Origin of the sequence: Erwinia sp. PsM31, assembly GCF_030433775.1 — a bacterium.
Taxonomy (GTDB): domain Bacteria; phylum Pseudomonadota; class Gammaproteobacteria; order Enterobacterales; family Enterobacteriaceae; genus Erwinia; species Erwinia aeris.
The window spans coordinates 74,562-87,800 of the sequence record NZ_JARUWZ010000011.1 but is presented as its reverse complement, the minus strand read 5'-3'; the positions used below and the strand labels follow the sequence as shown (position 1 = coordinate 87,800).

Sequence of the window (13,239 nt, the reverse complement as noted above, 5' to 3'; positions counted from 1 at the left end):
GTTTTTCGTAAATAATGCTGGAGGCAATCGATTACGCCCTGTATAATGCCGCGGCAATATTTTACAAGTTCTCATTCACCCTGAGGTTGAGATATTGCCATGCTAAGAATCGCTAAAGAAGCCCTGACATTTGACGACGTGCTGCTCGTTCCCGCTCATTCGACTGTGTTGCCTAATACGGCCGACCTCAGTACCCAGCTTACCAAAACCATTCGCCTGAATATTCCTATGCTCTCTGCGGCTATGGACACCGTGACCGAAGCGGGCCTGGCTATTGCGCTGGCGCAGGAAGGCGGGCTGGGCTTTATTCATAAAAATATGTCCATCGAGCGCCAGGCGGAAGAAGTCCGCAAGGTGAAGAAACATGAAAGCGGCGTGGTGACCGATCCGCAAACCGTGCTGCCCACTACGGCGCTGAGCGAAGTGAAGCTGCTGACCGAGCGTAACGGCTTTGCGGGCTATCCGGTGGTTAACGGCGACAACGAGCTGGTAGGTATCATCACCGGCCGCGACGTGCGTTTCGTCACCGATATGAGCCTGCCGGTTTCGGCGGTCATGACGCCAAAAGAGCGTCTGGTCACCGTACGCGAAGGCGAAGCGCGTGAAGTCGTGCTGCAAAAGATGCACGAAAAACGCATCGAAAAAGCGCTGGTGGTGGACGATGCTTTCCATCTGCTGGGCATGATCACCGTTAAAGATTTCCAGAAAGCCGAACGCAAGCCTAACGCCTGTAAAGACCAGGAAGGTCGTCTGCGCGTCGGCGCAGCGGTAGGCGCGGGCGCGGGCAACGAAGAGCGCGTGGACGCGCTGGTCGCGGCTGGCGTTGACGTGCTGCTGATTGACTCTTCTCACGGCCACTCTGAAGGCGTATTGCAGCGTATCCGTGAAACCCGTGCTAAATATCCTGACCTGCAGATCCTCGGCGGCAACGTCGCGACCGGCGCTGGCGCGCTGGCGCTGGTTGAGGCTGGCGTAAGTGCGGTGAAAGTGGGTATCGGCCCTGGCTCCATCTGTACCACCCGTATCGTCACCGGCGTGGGCGTGCCGCAGATCACTGCAGTTTCTGACGCGGTCGCCGCGCTGGAAGGTACCGGTATTCCTGTTATCGCCGACGGCGGCATTCGCTTCTCCGGCGACATCGCCAAGGCGATTGCGGCTGGCGCCAGCGCGGTGATGGTCGGCTCTATGCTGGCGGGCACCGAAGAATCGCCGGGCGAAATCGAACTGTATCAGGGCCGCTCGTTCAAATCCTATCGCGGCATGGGCTCGCTGGGCGCGATGTCCAAAGGCTCTTCCGACCGTTACTTCCAGACCGATAACGCGGCGGACAAGCTGGTGCCGGAAGGTATCGAAGGTCGCGTGGCCTATAAAGGCCGTCTGAAAGAGATCGTACATCAGCAGATGGGCGGCCTGCGCTCCTGTATGGGTCTGACCGGCTGCGGCACCATCGAAGCTCTGCGCACCAAAGCGGAATTCGTTCGCATCAGCGGCGCGGGCATCACCGAAAGCCACGTGCACGACGTCACCATTACCAAAGAGTCGCCAAACTACCGCATGGGTTCCTGATAACCCGGCCCGATGCCCGGCGCTGACCGGGCATTTTACTTAATCCCTGTATTTGTTTATCGCTCTGGAATAGCCCAATGACCACGGAAAATATCCATAAACACCGCATCCTGATCCTTGATTTCGGCTCGCAGTATACGCAGCTGGTGGCACGCCGCGTGCGCGAGCTGGGCGTCTACTGTGAACTTTGGGCGTGGGACGTCACTGAAGAGCAGATCCGCCAGTTTAATCCAAACGGCATCATTCTTTCCGGCGGCCCGGAAAGCACCACCGAACACAACAGCCCGCGCGCGCCGCAATACGTTTTCAACGCGGGCGTGCCGGTATTCGGCGTTTGCTACGGGATGCAGACCATGGCGCTGCAGCTTGGCGGCAAGGTGGAAGGCTCCAGCGAGCGCGAGTTTGGCTATGCGCAGGTAGAAGTTGGCGTGGACAGCGCGCTGACTCGCGGCATTGAAGATTCCCTGAGCGCGGACGGCAAACCGCTGCTGGACGTCTGGATGAGCCACGGCGACAAAGTTACCGCTATCCCGTCCGATTTTGTGACCGTTGCCAGCACCGAAAGCTGCCCCTTCGCCATTATGGCTAACGAAGAGAAGCGCCTGTACGGCGTGCAGTTCCACCCGGAAGTGACGCACACGCGTCAGGGCCAGCGGATGCTGGAGCGTTTTGTGCTGGATATCTGCCAGTGTGAAGCGCTGTGGACGCCGGCAAAAATCATCGAAGATGCGGTTGAGCGCCTGCGCGTGCAGGTGGGCAACGACAGGGTGATCCTGGGCCTGTCCGGCGGCGTGGACTCTTCCGTGACCGCGATGCTGCTGCACCGCGCCATCGGCGATCGTCTGACCTGCGTATTCGTCGACAACGGCCTGCTGCGCCTGAACGAAGCGGAGCAGGTGCTGGAGATGTTCGGCGATCACTTTGGCCTGAACATTGTCCACGTGGAAGGCGAAAAACGTTTCCTGGACGCGCTGGCGGGCGTCGACGAGCCGGAAGCCAAGCGAAAAATCATCGGCCGCGTCTTCGTGGAAGTGTTCGATGAAGAGGCGCTGAAGCTGGAAGACGTGAAGTGGCTGGCGCAGGGCACCATCTATCCGGACGTGATCGAATCCGCCGCTTCTGCTACCGGCAAAGCGCACGTTATCAAGTCGCACCACAACGTGGGCGGCCTGCCGAAAGAGATGAAGATGGGCCTGGTTGAACCGCTGCGTGAGCTGTTCAAAGACGAAGTGCGTAAAATCGGCCTGGAGCTTGGCCTGCCGTACAACATGCTTTACCGTCATCCGTTCCCTGGACCAGGTCTGGGCGTGCGCGTGCTGGGCGAAGTGAAGAAAGAGTATTGCGATCTGCTGCGTCGCGCCGATGCGATCTTTATCGAAGAGCTGCACAAGGCCGATCTGTATAACAAAGTCAGCCAGGCGTTCACCGTGTTCCTGCCTGTACGTTCAGTAGGCGTGATGGGCGACGGGCGTAAGTATGACTGGGTGGTTTCGCTGCGTGCGGTAGAAACCATCGACTTTATGACCGCGCACTGGGCGCATCTGCCTTATGAGTTCCTGGGCCGCGTCTCTAACCGCATCATCAATGAAATCAACGGTATTTCCCGCGTGGTTTACGATATCTCCGGCAAGCCGCCGGCGACGATCGAGTGGGAATGAACCTTATTCTCAATTGGTTGATTTAATTCTATAAAAATAAGCCATTAATGTTCTTCTCGTATCATTAATGGCATATTGCATGGAATGTGAACGGTATGTGTTGGGAAAACACGGATGCCATGACTGGAAGATTAGTTCTTATGTGATATTGATACTGTGTTTTTTGAAACTCCCTTGGTCATATTCTTTCACACAGCCTTTTGCGCTGAATTCTCTTTGGCATGAAATGTAAGTGTAAACACTTTTTCTCCGGTTCCTTGTACGCTGCATTCTGCTTCGCATAACGCTGATTCGGGCTGATTGTGCTGGAATACATGTAGAAAATGCTGAGCAACTGCGAAGGCTGCACGAGGTGTAACTTTGGTTCCCGGCATAGTGATGTCGTACTGATGCCGTCTGTCGAAGACTTCTTCTGGCTCACGGAATCTGAATTTTATTTCGAACACGATAGTGGCTCCTACATGCTTTGCGTTTTCAAAGTGGCGCTTCTCTAGTTCTGCGACGAACATCGGCTCTGCCGCCTTCATGGTTATTGTTGTGATAATACCTATTGCGAGAAGTGCCAGAGCTTCTGCCGCGCCTTGTTCATGGGGCTTCCAGGCGTTCTTCCGTTTTACATTCCCGTGAAAATAGAAGCCACGTTTTTCAACTAGATGATTGATAACGTCATCTGCTTCTGGATTCGTCATTAAAAGTTTCGCCGTATCTGAGTTCCTATCGTTCTTTGCTGGGATCATATCTTTGATCGCAAGCTCAACAATGGTACGAAATTCTTGGTTTGATTTGAGCGCCGATTGCAAGCTTGGTGTTTTAAATTGACCATTCCCGTAAAGAGATTCAATCAACAGGAAGGAATAGCGGAAGGAATTTATGAACTCCTGATTTTTAAGCATTTTGCGAGCGTTTTTTACAAAGGCAACTTCAAATCTCGGCCCATCATGTTTCTCAGCAGCCATAAGCGCTCGTGTAAGCATATCGAAACTGAGAGGCAATGCATCATCATGCCTTCCCATTGAGAGACTTTTTATGGAGAGTCGGTCTTCTTCCTCTGGAGTTTCTCCTTCATATTTAGTCTCAATTTCCTCTGTGATGAGTTCAATATCATGGAAGCATTCGAGAAAAGTGGCGGCGTCATCAAGTTGACGTTTCACAAATGCCAAACGGTCATCATGCCCTGTTATCGTTGTTATGGCCTCGAACGAAGTAGGTTTCTGAAAGTTCGGCGCATATTCCAGAGGTTGCCTCTCAAAAGTAAGTTCAATCGCCTTAGCGTAACCGCTCTCTTCAATGATACGAAGCCTACCGCCCTGCACTGGAATTTCCCAGTGATCGTCAATGATAATTTTGCGTTTGAACTGGACAATGTAACGAATTCTCACGGGTAAAGTCCTCAAACCTTATCGTTAAAGAATAGAATGATATCTGGAAGGGGTGTTTTTAGCATTATTGAAAATTAAAGTTATTTATATTCAACAATATAGTTCGAGTCTTGGGAGAGGTAACACAATCCTTTACAAGGGGCGGAACTCGAATAGGATTGAACTCGACCAATATTTGGGGACCGTTTCGTCGGTCGACATGATGGCCACAAACTCATAGATGAGACAGATGATGAATGGCTAAACCTTATTTTGGAAGATCTAGTCTTTCGATGTTATGATTGTATGTATCACAGGTGACACATAGCTGAACGAGGTTAAGATGCCCGAAGAAAAAAATACGAGTAAACTTCGTCGGACAAAAGGCTCGGTTGTTCGGCCCTCAACCGAAGCAGCTTTGGTCAAGTTAGGCAAAGATATCGAGTTTGCACGTAGAGTAAGGGGTATCCCCGCTGATAGGTTTGCAAACTCAGCGGGAATTTCGCGCTCTACTTTACATCGACTTGAGAGTGGTAATGGTGCCGGGATTTCACTTAACACCCTCGCGATGGTGCTCACTGTTCTTGGGAAGCTTGATCTATTGAGTAATTTGATCGACATACGTAACGACGATATCGGTCTATCTATGCTGCGTGAAAATGTTATGCAAAAAGCAAACACGCTCCGTAGTAAAGGTATCAAAGCGAGCGTGGTGATCCGGCCGGGAGCGACAATGGTGAAACGAGCGGCAGGTACAGCGGCCACTAAGAAACCGACAACATCTAGTATAGAAGCGAAGCGTCAGGGAAATCAGAAGACGTTGGTAGTCAGCCCATCAGGACGTACATCATCGCTGCTCTCTCGCTTAAAAGCTACACGAGACTCTTCTGGCTCATGATTAGAGAATTTATATGAGGCAAAGACTTTACGTCTGGATGGATGATCAAGATCTGGTCGGACAGTTGGATTTCAACGTCGACGGGATGCGACAGAACTCCGTTTTCACCTATGCGCAGAGTTGGATCGATAATCCGGAAGGCTTCGACCTGTCTCCTTTCATGCCTCGTAGTCAGGTAATCGCATCGGCTAGTCTGCAGGGAAATTCATCTCCCCTTGTTATGCCGATAGCCGATAGCGCGCCTGATTCTTGGGGGCGCGCTATTATGCGTGCGGCAAATGGCGGCCGCGCAATGAATGATTTCGAATATCTTATTGGGGTCGATGATTTCCTACGTTCGGGTGCACTTCGCTTTTATGAGAACGATGAGCCGGACGCGCTTCCTTTGGCCCAACCCCGGACTGGTGGAAATGCTTATTCCATACCACGGCTCATCGAACTCGAGGATATGATTCATGAGGCTCGCGCCTTAGAAGCAGACCCGACCCATTATCGTGAAAACCGGGCACAGTTGCTTGCTGGACAAATGTTACTTGACGCTGCCGGTTCGCTCGGCGGTGCGCGACCAAAAGTAAATGTGCGTGACGAGGATCAGACTATCTGGATAGCGAAGTTGCCGAAGATGGGCGATGAATACGATATGGCGCGTGCCGAAGTACTCACACTTCGTCTCGCAGGCGAAATAGGGATGATGGTTGCGGAAGCTAAGCCACTTGTCGTATCTGGGCAGTTTCCGGTTGCTTTAATCAAACGTTTTGATCGTTCTTATGAAGATGTTATAAACCCTAGTCGTATCCATTTCATCACGGCACAAACTTTTATGGGACTAGCGGGGACCGAGCCATCAAACTACGCCTCTATAGCAGAGCAGATGATGATATATGGTGCGGATGATGATATAGCCGAACTTTGGGCACGTATGGCTTATTCTGTGATGATCCAGAATACAGATGATCATCTGCGTAATCACGGCTTCATCCGAGCAGCCAATCGCTGGGCTCTTTCCCCCGCCTATGATATCAATCCCGACCCGTCAGTTGGCGGTACCCTCAAGACTGCGATAAGCGAGATCCACGGCAACGTACTTAACATTTCGGCGGTTTTGGACGCGGCACCGCTCTTCAATATCGACACAGATGAAGCTCGCGAGGCTCTTAGGGTTATGGCGGAAATCATTACAGGCAGATGGCGCCCTCTTGCCTTTGAGTTGGGAATGACTGCGAAGGACATTAAGGCGCTTGTACCAGCCTTTGAAAGCCCGCAGGTGAAGGCAGCATTGAATCTGTGATGAGCGAATTTCTGTAGCGAGATTAAGTTTCGACAATCACTAACTATCTATCGATTGTGGTTTTTATATCTTGGATCAAGAACCGTTTTTTATTGATTCATGGCAGACCGCATAACGTGTGTAGCAAAGGTCTGCTTATCAGCTTTGAGTGTTATACCTGCTACAATTCTGTACCGGACAAGACAGAATACAATGACAAATTACTTGTATCGCTTTGGTTGTCAGTACTAGGTCGAAATAGCTATCACTGTATGGTATAAGTTATGGCATAGTGTGACGAGATTTCCTGTATTTGTATGATTTTAAATAATTTTCCTGTTTTAAATATAATAGAGTGGGAATAGTACTGTAGTTAACCGCCTGTTTTTATACCTGGAATAAAAACAGGCGGTGGTTTTTCTGCGTCATCAATCGTTTTGGTGCGCAGTGCAGGCCTCATCAGAAAAGCCCCTCGAAACCCTGTTCAGTTAGTTAATGCTGACAGGGTATCAGGCACGCTTGTCCGCTCAACGCAGCAAGCGAAAAGTCTCACGCACATGGTCGGTAAGCACTGCCGGGTTTTCCATCGCGGCAAAGTGGCCGCCGTGCTCAGCTTCAGCAAAGAACCTCAAATCCTCGAAACGCGCCTGCGCCCAGCGCCGTGAGAGACGAAGCAGCTCGCCCGGAAACATGCTCACGCCCGCAGGGGTGGGGATGGCAGAAGCGGGACCTTGCTGTTGCATTTCACGTATTCCTTCCCAGTAGAAGCGGACCGAGCCTGGTCCGGCGTTAGGCAGCCAGTACAGCATGATGTCATCGATCAGGGCGTTGATATCGATCGCCCGCTCAGGTTCGCCGCCGCTGTCGGAGGCGTCCTGAAATAGCGCGTATATCCATGCGGCCAGGCCCACGGGGGAGTCCGCCAGGGCAAAGCCTACCGACTGCGGCCGGGTGCTTTGCACCTTCATATAGCCCGAAAGCTCCTGGTCGTAGCGTTGCGCATCAGCCAGCATGCGCTGCTCTTCAGGGGTGGCCTGCGCGATTTCATCCTGGGTCGGCTGATACATCACCATGTTCAGGTGAATGCCGACCAGGCCTGGCGGGCGCATATGCCCCAGAGCGGTGGTCACGGCCGATCCCCAGTCTCCACCCTGGGCAGCCCAGCGCTGGCCATAGCCCAAACGCGCCATTAGCTGCACCCAGGCGCTGGCGGTTTTACCCACGCCCCATCCCGGGGAAGTTGGCTTATCACTGAAACCAAAACCCGGTAGCGCAGGGATAACCAAATGGAACGCATCGCTGGCTTGCCCCCCATAGGCCGTAGGGTCGGTAAGCGGGCCGATCATTGCCCTGAATTCAAGAACAGAGCCTGGCCACCCGTGGGTCATCAGCAAGGGAAGGGCGTCAGAATGGGGCGAGCGAATATGCAGAAAGTGAATGCCGAGGCCGTCGATCTCGGTGCGGCTGCTGTTCCACTGGTTGAGCTGGGTTTCAGTGGCGCGCCAGTCATAGTCTTTTTGCCAGTGCGCTACCAGAGCGCGAAGACGTTCAAGCTTCGGCCCCTGGCTGTTGTCGCTTACGGTTTCCGGATCTGGCCACCGGGTTTGCGCCAGGCGCTGGGCCAGATCGTCAAGCTGCGTCTGGGGAATGTGAATGGGGAAGGACTCTACAGGACTGGTCATCGTTTGATTCCTTGCATAGAGGTGTGGGCCAGTGTGTCGCGGATGGAAGCCCATTCCCGCAGGCAATGGCGTGAGCCGCTATCTTGCAAACCCTGCCGGGCGGGAAAGGGGGTTTACGCGCAGGCGTTAGCGCGCGCTACGCTGATAAGGGTGGACAGCGTCCCGATATTGCCGGGTGGTGTGATCCATAAAGCACCTGTTGGTTAGTGGATGCGGATGAGTAAAGCAACGGTTATACGTGTTGATTCCTGACGTTACCGTTTAATTAACGAACAAACAAGGCATGGATAAGTTGCAGGCCATATCGTTGACCCAATTTGGACTTTATTATCTTGTCCTGCCGGGCGGGAGTAGCGCCATACTGCTAACGCCATCGGCTACCCGCTGGCGTAGCGGAAAGTCGCCGTTATCGCTGCCATAACCAGAGCTTTGCAGGCGCGCGCAACAGCTTCTCATTAGCGGCATCCTGCTCTCTACAGCAGCGCGTCCGGCCCTCTGAAGGCCCGACGCCATTCGCTGGGGCTGACGGCAAACCGGTGTTTAAAATTCTGTCGGAACGATACCGGCGACTGAAATCCCGACATGGCTGCCACCACCTCAATACTGTGATCCGTCGACTCCAGCAGCACCTGGCTGCGCTGAAGCCGCTCGCCGATCAGCCAGTCGCTCAGCGTCAGGCCGGTAGCGGCAAAAAAGTGGCGGGTCAGGGTGCGGCGGCTCATATTGCAAAAGGCCGCCAGCGAATCGATAGTGTGCGGTCTTTCGAGGTTTCTGCGCAGATAGCCGATCAGTTCGTTAATCGCATTATCGCGAGTGGTTTCCGGGACGGGACGCTCGATATACTGCGCCTGTCCGCCTTCCCGATAGGGCGGCATCACCATGCGCCTGGCGACCTTGTTGGCTAACACGCTGCCATAACGATCGCGCACGATACTCAGGCAGCAGTCGATGCCGGCAGCCGTCCCGGCGGAAGTGGTCAGGCGTTCATCAGTGATATAAAGCGCGTTGGTATCAAGATGCACCTGCGGGAAGCGTTCCGTGAAGTCTTTTTCATATTCCCAGTGCGTAGCCGCGCGTCGGTTTTCCAGCAGTCCTGCATAGGCCAGCACGTAGGTGCCCAGACATAATCCCACCACCTCTGCGCCGCGCCGCCAGGCTGCTTTTAGCGCGCTGAGCAGCGCCGGAGAGGGTTTCTCTTCCGGACGATCCCAGAAAGGCACCACGATAATATCGGCCTTTTCCAGCAGCGCCAGCCCGTGTTTTACGTTAATAAACAGGCCAATATCGGACAGAACGTTGCCGGGCGTTTCCGCACAGATTTGCAGATCGAAGCGATCCGGCTCGGGCAGCGCCTTGCCGAAAACGATACAGGGGACGGAAAAGTGAAAGGTGCTGACTCCGGCAGTGGCAATCACGGCAACAACAGGAACGGTCACGTTTTTTCTCCTGACTGGGCTGGGAACCCGCCGAACTGAGCAGGTTCCCCAAAAGCATCAGAATACCAGCGTTTCGCCATCTTCAGGCGCGCACACGCTCTGTTGCATACCTTTTTGCTGAGCAAACTCACGGATTTCCGCGCGGGTCAGCACGCAGTGATTAACGGCTTCCAGATGCGAAGCCACGATCGTCGCCTCTGGCAGCATTTGGTGAGTACGCAGGATATCTTCGGTGCCCATAATAATGGCGCCATAACCGTCGACCTGAGCAAAACCGGCATTAAGCACCACGACGTCCGGCCGGTGGCTTTGCAGGCTTTCCTCATAGGGTTTCACCCAGATAGTATCGCCGGCGATATACAGCACTTTTTCATCGGCGTGGCGGAACACCAGGCCGCAGGCATCACCCAGCATGGCAGCCATTTCCGGGTTTGCATAGGCTTCATCGCTGCCGTGCTGCCCGCCCGTTTTAATGATAGTAATGCCTTCATAGCTGTTTTCCGTCGTCAACACGCGAACGTTGGTAAAGCCCTGGCTGCGGATCAGCGTGGCATCAGCATCGTGCTGGGTAAAAATAAGCTTGTCGTCAGGAATAAGCTGCTGCGCCGCATCGTCCCAGTGGTCGAGATGGGTATGGGTCACGATCACCGCATCGACGTTCAGCAGGGTATCCACGGCAACCGGCAGCGCCACCAGCGGGTTACGCAGATGCGGACGTGCCGTTCCGGGAAAGCCCGGCCAGGCTTCTTTGTCCGCCAGCATAGGATCGATAAGAAATTTTTTCCCCGCATATTCAAGAATAAGCGTGGCGTTACGGATTTGCGTCAGTTTCATCGTTTCTTCCTTCTGTAGTCTTTTTCCGCGTAGCGAAAGGCTTTTAAGCAGGTACGGAAGCAGTATAGGGAGGATAAACAGCGAGGCGTGAGTAGCCCGATGGTCAATAAGCGATGAGATTGGGCCAACCTGAAAGTGAGGGTGTGCCGGGGCGTTTCGATCAGGATCGCAGCTGAATCAGCCTGCCTTTCCAGCGCACTATGCCTTTACTATCAAGCAAATACCGCGACAACTATGGCCGTTCTGAAGCAACAGCGCACAAATTACCTGGCGATCCTTTTGCAAGCGACAGGAAAATCTGCCAGGATTATCTAGTGCACTAGATAATCAACCAACAGATATTACGAGATGACCATTAACAAACAACGCCGGGAAATAGGCACCGAGCTTTCCTTTGCCCTTTACGGGGCGGCAAACAGGATGAACCGGATGCATAAACCTTTCCTCGATCCGCTGGGGCTGACCTTCCCGCAGTATCTGGTGATGCTGGAATTGTTTAACGGAACGCCCCGATCGGTAGGGGATTTGGGCGGCAGGCTGGGGATGGATACGGGCACCATTACGCCGCTCCTGAAGCGGTTGGAAGCGGCGGGAAAAGTGTCCCGCCGACGCGATCCAAAAGACGAACGTCGGGTGCTGGTCACGCTGACAGAGAGCGGAGAGGCGCTGCGTGACACCCTGTGGGCCGTGACCGATCAAATCAGATCGGCCTGCAAACTGACGGAAGCAGGGCTGGTTCAGCTACGCGACACGCTCAATGACTTTGCCCATCCGGCAGCCGAATAACCCCTCAGCAATCAGGAGACATTTATGAATATCGGCATTATTGGCGCGGGAAATATCGGTGCCACACTGGCAGCCAAACTCTCTGCCTGCGGCCATAGCGTCAGGCTGGCAAATTCACGGGGGCCGGAAACCATCGCCGAGGTCGCCCGCAAGGCTGGCGCAACGGCGGTGACGCGGGAAGAGGCCGTCAAAGGCGCCGACGCCGTTATCCTGTCAACGCCCTTTACCGCTCACCAGGGTCTGGCCGAACTGTTGAAAATCGTGCCGGCCAGCGTACCGGTTATCGATACCTCTAACTACTATCCGTTTCGGGATGATGCTATTCCCGCTCTCGCGCAAGGTAAGCCGGAAAGCGTTTGGGCCAGCGAGCAGGCAGGCAGACCGCTTATCAAAGCCTGGAATGCCGTGCTGGCGGCTACCCTGGCTGACAAGGGGATGCCTGTGGGCGTAACCGAACGGATTGCCATTCCGGTCGCTGGCGATGATGAAACAGCCAAACGCATCGCGATGGCGCTGGTCAGCGATACCGGGTTTGATGCCGTGGATGCCGGTAGCCTCGCGGAGTCCTGGCGTCAGCAGCCCGGTACGCCAGCCTACTGTACAGAACTTAGCGCAGCGGCGCTGAAGAAGGCGCTGCTGGCGGCAGATAAAGAACGTGCCCCCGTAAACCGCGAGGCGCTGCTGAAAGAGTTTATGTCTGCCAGCGAACCGCTGACCCACGAGCATATCGTTGCCCGCAACCGGGCAGTGACGACATAACGCCGTTTGCACAATGACAATAATCACGGCGTTCGGGCTGTAGATATCGCCAAAGACACGCCGTATTGGAGAACGCTGCCCCGAGCGGCAGCCAATAAGACAGGAGAGAACCATGAACCCTTCATCCCCTTTGAAAATCGGTATTCTCGGTACAGGTCATATAGGCAAAACCCTGGTCCGTAAGCTGGCCGCCGCCGGGCACCAGGTGAAGGTCGCCAACTCGCGCGGGCCGGAAACCATCGAGGCAGAAACGCTTGCCACGGGCGCCCAGGCGGTAAGAACAGAAGAGGCCGTTAACGATATTGACGTCCTGATCCTTTCTATTCCGCTCGTCCGCATTCCGGACGTGGCGCCGCTTATTCGCGCGCTGCCTTCCGGCGTTGTGGTGGCGGATACCTCCAATTATTATCCGCACCGGGATCTGAAAATCGACGCTATCGAAAATGGCCAGCCAGAAAGCCTGTGGGTGTCAGAGCAGATCGGTCGACCCGTGATCAAAGCCTGGAACGCCATCGGCTCGGGATCTTTTGCCGAAAAGGGCATGCCGCAAGGCGCGGCGGATCGCATTGCGATACCGGTTGCCGGCGATGATGAGGCGAGTCGGCAGCTGATTATGCGTCTGGTGAATGATACCGGCTTCGATGCTTTTGACGCCGGCAGCCTGGCGGATTCCTGGCGTCAGCAGCCTGGCTCGCCGGTTTACTGCACGGATTTGCACTATGATGAGATCCCGGCGGCGTTGGCCGAGGCCGATATCTCTCGTCTGCCGAAAAGAAGAGATCTTGCCGTTGCTGTTTTCCAGGAGCGGGCTGGCGACTCGGTTACCAATCCGAACGCGGACTTTGGCGTCCAGGTATCGCGGATAATCTTCAGGTAAGCGAACCACAAATCTTAAAGTCCTGGCAGCGTGGCGTCTTTTCAGAGGATGTCGGGCGAGGATAAAAGAGTGGCCGTGGGGCGCGGGTACAAAGTGAACAGGCTTTGTGCGCGCGCCC

Annotated in this window: 11 protein-coding genes; 7 read left to right on the top strand and 4 right to left on the bottom strand. The window is 54.3% G+C overall.

The annotated features are described in order from the left end of the window. The first annotated feature begins 99 nt into the window (after positions 1 to 99). Together guaB and guaA are read left to right on the top strand one after the other, a co-directional pair. Positions 100 to 1,566 (top strand): IMP dehydrogenase, encoded by a 1,467-nt coding sequence (guaB, locus tag QCD69_RS11050; RefSeq protein ID WP_253459355.1) that lies wholly within the window; start codon positions 100 to 102, stop codon positions 1,564 to 1,566. 77 nt (positions 1,567 to 1,643) lie between these two features. Continuing rightward, complete coding sequence (gene guaA / locus QCD69_RS11045; RefSeq protein ID WP_301252025.1) at positions 1,644 to 3,224, top strand: glutamine-hydrolyzing GMP synthase; 1,581 nt, start codon at positions 1,644 to 1,646, stop codon at positions 3,222 to 3,224. A 188-nt stretch (positions 3,225 to 3,412) separates the two neighbouring features. Here the strand turns inward: guaA and QCD69_RS11040 are convergent, their stop codons facing one another. Beyond that, positions 3,413 to 4,603: a hypothetical protein gene (locus QCD69_RS11040; protein ID WP_094121730.1), complete on the bottom strand. Its 1,191-nt coding sequence runs from the start codon at positions 4,601 to 4,603 to the stop codon at positions 3,413 to 3,415. Between the two features lie 322 nt (positions 4,604 to 4,925). Here QCD69_RS11040 and QCD69_RS11035 point away from each other — a divergent pair, with 322 nt between their 5' ends. Further along, positions 4,926 to 5,480, top strand: coding sequence for a helix-turn-helix domain-containing protein (locus QCD69_RS11035; RefSeq protein WP_301252022.1), 555 nt, complete (start codon positions 4,926 to 4,928; stop codon positions 5,478 to 5,480). Positions 5,481 to 5,517: 37 nt separating this feature from the next. Further along, entirely contained in the window at positions 5,518 to 6,768 is a 1,251-nt protein-coding gene (locus QCD69_RS11030) for a type II toxin-antitoxin system HipA family toxin (RefSeq protein ID WP_301252020.1), read from the top strand. A gap of 506 nt (positions 6,769 to 7,274) precedes the next feature. On the opposite strand, the gene QCD69_RS11025 is transcribed toward QCD69_RS11030, so the two are convergent. From QCD69_RS11025 to QCD69_RS11015, 3 genes are all read right to left on the bottom strand, one after another. Continuing rightward, positions 7,275 to 8,429 carry an epoxide hydrolase family protein gene (locus QCD69_RS11025; RefSeq protein ID WP_301252018.1) on the bottom strand — a complete coding sequence of 385 codons (1,155 nt, stop codon included), beginning with the start codon at positions 8,427 to 8,429 and terminating at the stop codon, positions 7,275 to 7,277. Between the two features lie 473 nt (positions 8,430 to 8,902). After that, positions 8,903 to 9,865, bottom strand: a complete 963-nt coding sequence (locus QCD69_RS11020) for a GlxA family transcriptional regulator (RefSeq protein ID WP_301252016.1) — start codon at positions 9,863 to 9,865, stop codon at positions 8,903 to 8,905. 57 nt (positions 9,866 to 9,922) lie between these two features. Continuing rightward, positions 9,923 to 10,699, bottom strand: a complete 777-nt coding sequence (locus QCD69_RS11015) for an MBL fold metallo-hydrolase (RefSeq protein WP_301252015.1) — start codon at positions 10,697 to 10,699, stop codon at positions 9,923 to 9,925. A gap of 429 nt (positions 10,700 to 11,128) precedes the next feature. On the opposite strand from QCD69_RS11015, the gene QCD69_RS11010 reads away from it, so the two are divergent. The 3 genes from QCD69_RS11010 to QCD69_RS11000 all read left to right on the top strand — a co-directional run bounded on the left by QCD69_RS11010 (position 11,129) and on the right by QCD69_RS11000 (position 13,121). After that, positions 11,129 to 11,485 (top strand): MarR family winged helix-turn-helix transcriptional regulator, encoded by a 357-nt coding sequence (locus tag QCD69_RS11010; protein ID WP_253459366.1) that lies wholly within the window; start codon positions 11,129 to 11,131, stop codon positions 11,483 to 11,485. A gap of 24 nt (positions 11,486 to 11,509) precedes the next feature. Beyond that, a complete protein-coding gene (locus QCD69_RS11005; RefSeq protein WP_441004982.1) occupies positions 11,510 to 12,244 on the top strand; it encodes an NADPH-dependent F420 reductase in 735 nt (244 codons plus the stop codon). 112 nt (positions 12,245 to 12,356) lie between these two features. After that, positions 12,357 to 13,121, top strand: coding sequence for an NADPH-dependent F420 reductase (locus QCD69_RS11000; protein ID WP_301252014.1), 765 nt, complete (start codon positions 12,357 to 12,359; stop codon positions 13,119 to 13,121). Positions 13,122 to 13,239: the final 118 nt, after the last annotated feature.

Coding starts and splice junctions, on each gene's coding strand:
- guaB (WP_253459355.1), top strand. CDS start 100: ATGCTAAGAATCGCTAAAGAAGCCCTGACATTTGACGACGTGCTGCTC.
- guaA (WP_301252025.1), top strand. CDS start 1,644: ATGACCACGGAAAATATCCATAAACACCGCATCCTGATCCTTGATTTC.
- QCD69_RS11035 (WP_301252022.1), top strand. CDS start 4,926: ATGCCCGAAGAAAAAAATACGAGTAAACTTCGTCGGACAAAAGGCTCG.
- QCD69_RS11030 (WP_301252020.1), top strand. CDS start 5,518: ATGGATGATCAAGATCTGGTCGGACAGTTGGATTTCAACGTCGACGGG.
- QCD69_RS11025 (WP_301252018.1), bottom strand. CDS start 8,429: ATGACCAGTCCTGTAGAGTCCTTCCCCATTCACATTCCCCAGACGCAG.
- QCD69_RS11015 (WP_301252015.1), bottom strand. CDS start 10,699: ATGAAACTGACGCAAATCCGTAACGCCACGCTTATTCTTGAATATGCG.
- QCD69_RS11010 (WP_253459366.1), top strand. CDS start 11,129: ATGCATAAACCTTTCCTCGATCCGCTGGGGCTGACCTTCCCGCAGTAT.
- QCD69_RS11005 (WP_441004982.1), top strand. CDS start 11,510: ATGAATATCGGCATTATTGGCGCGGGAAATATCGGTGCCACACTGGCA.
- QCD69_RS11000 (WP_301252014.1), top strand. CDS start 12,357: ATGAACCCTTCATCCCCTTTGAAAATCGGTATTCTCGGTACAGGTCAT.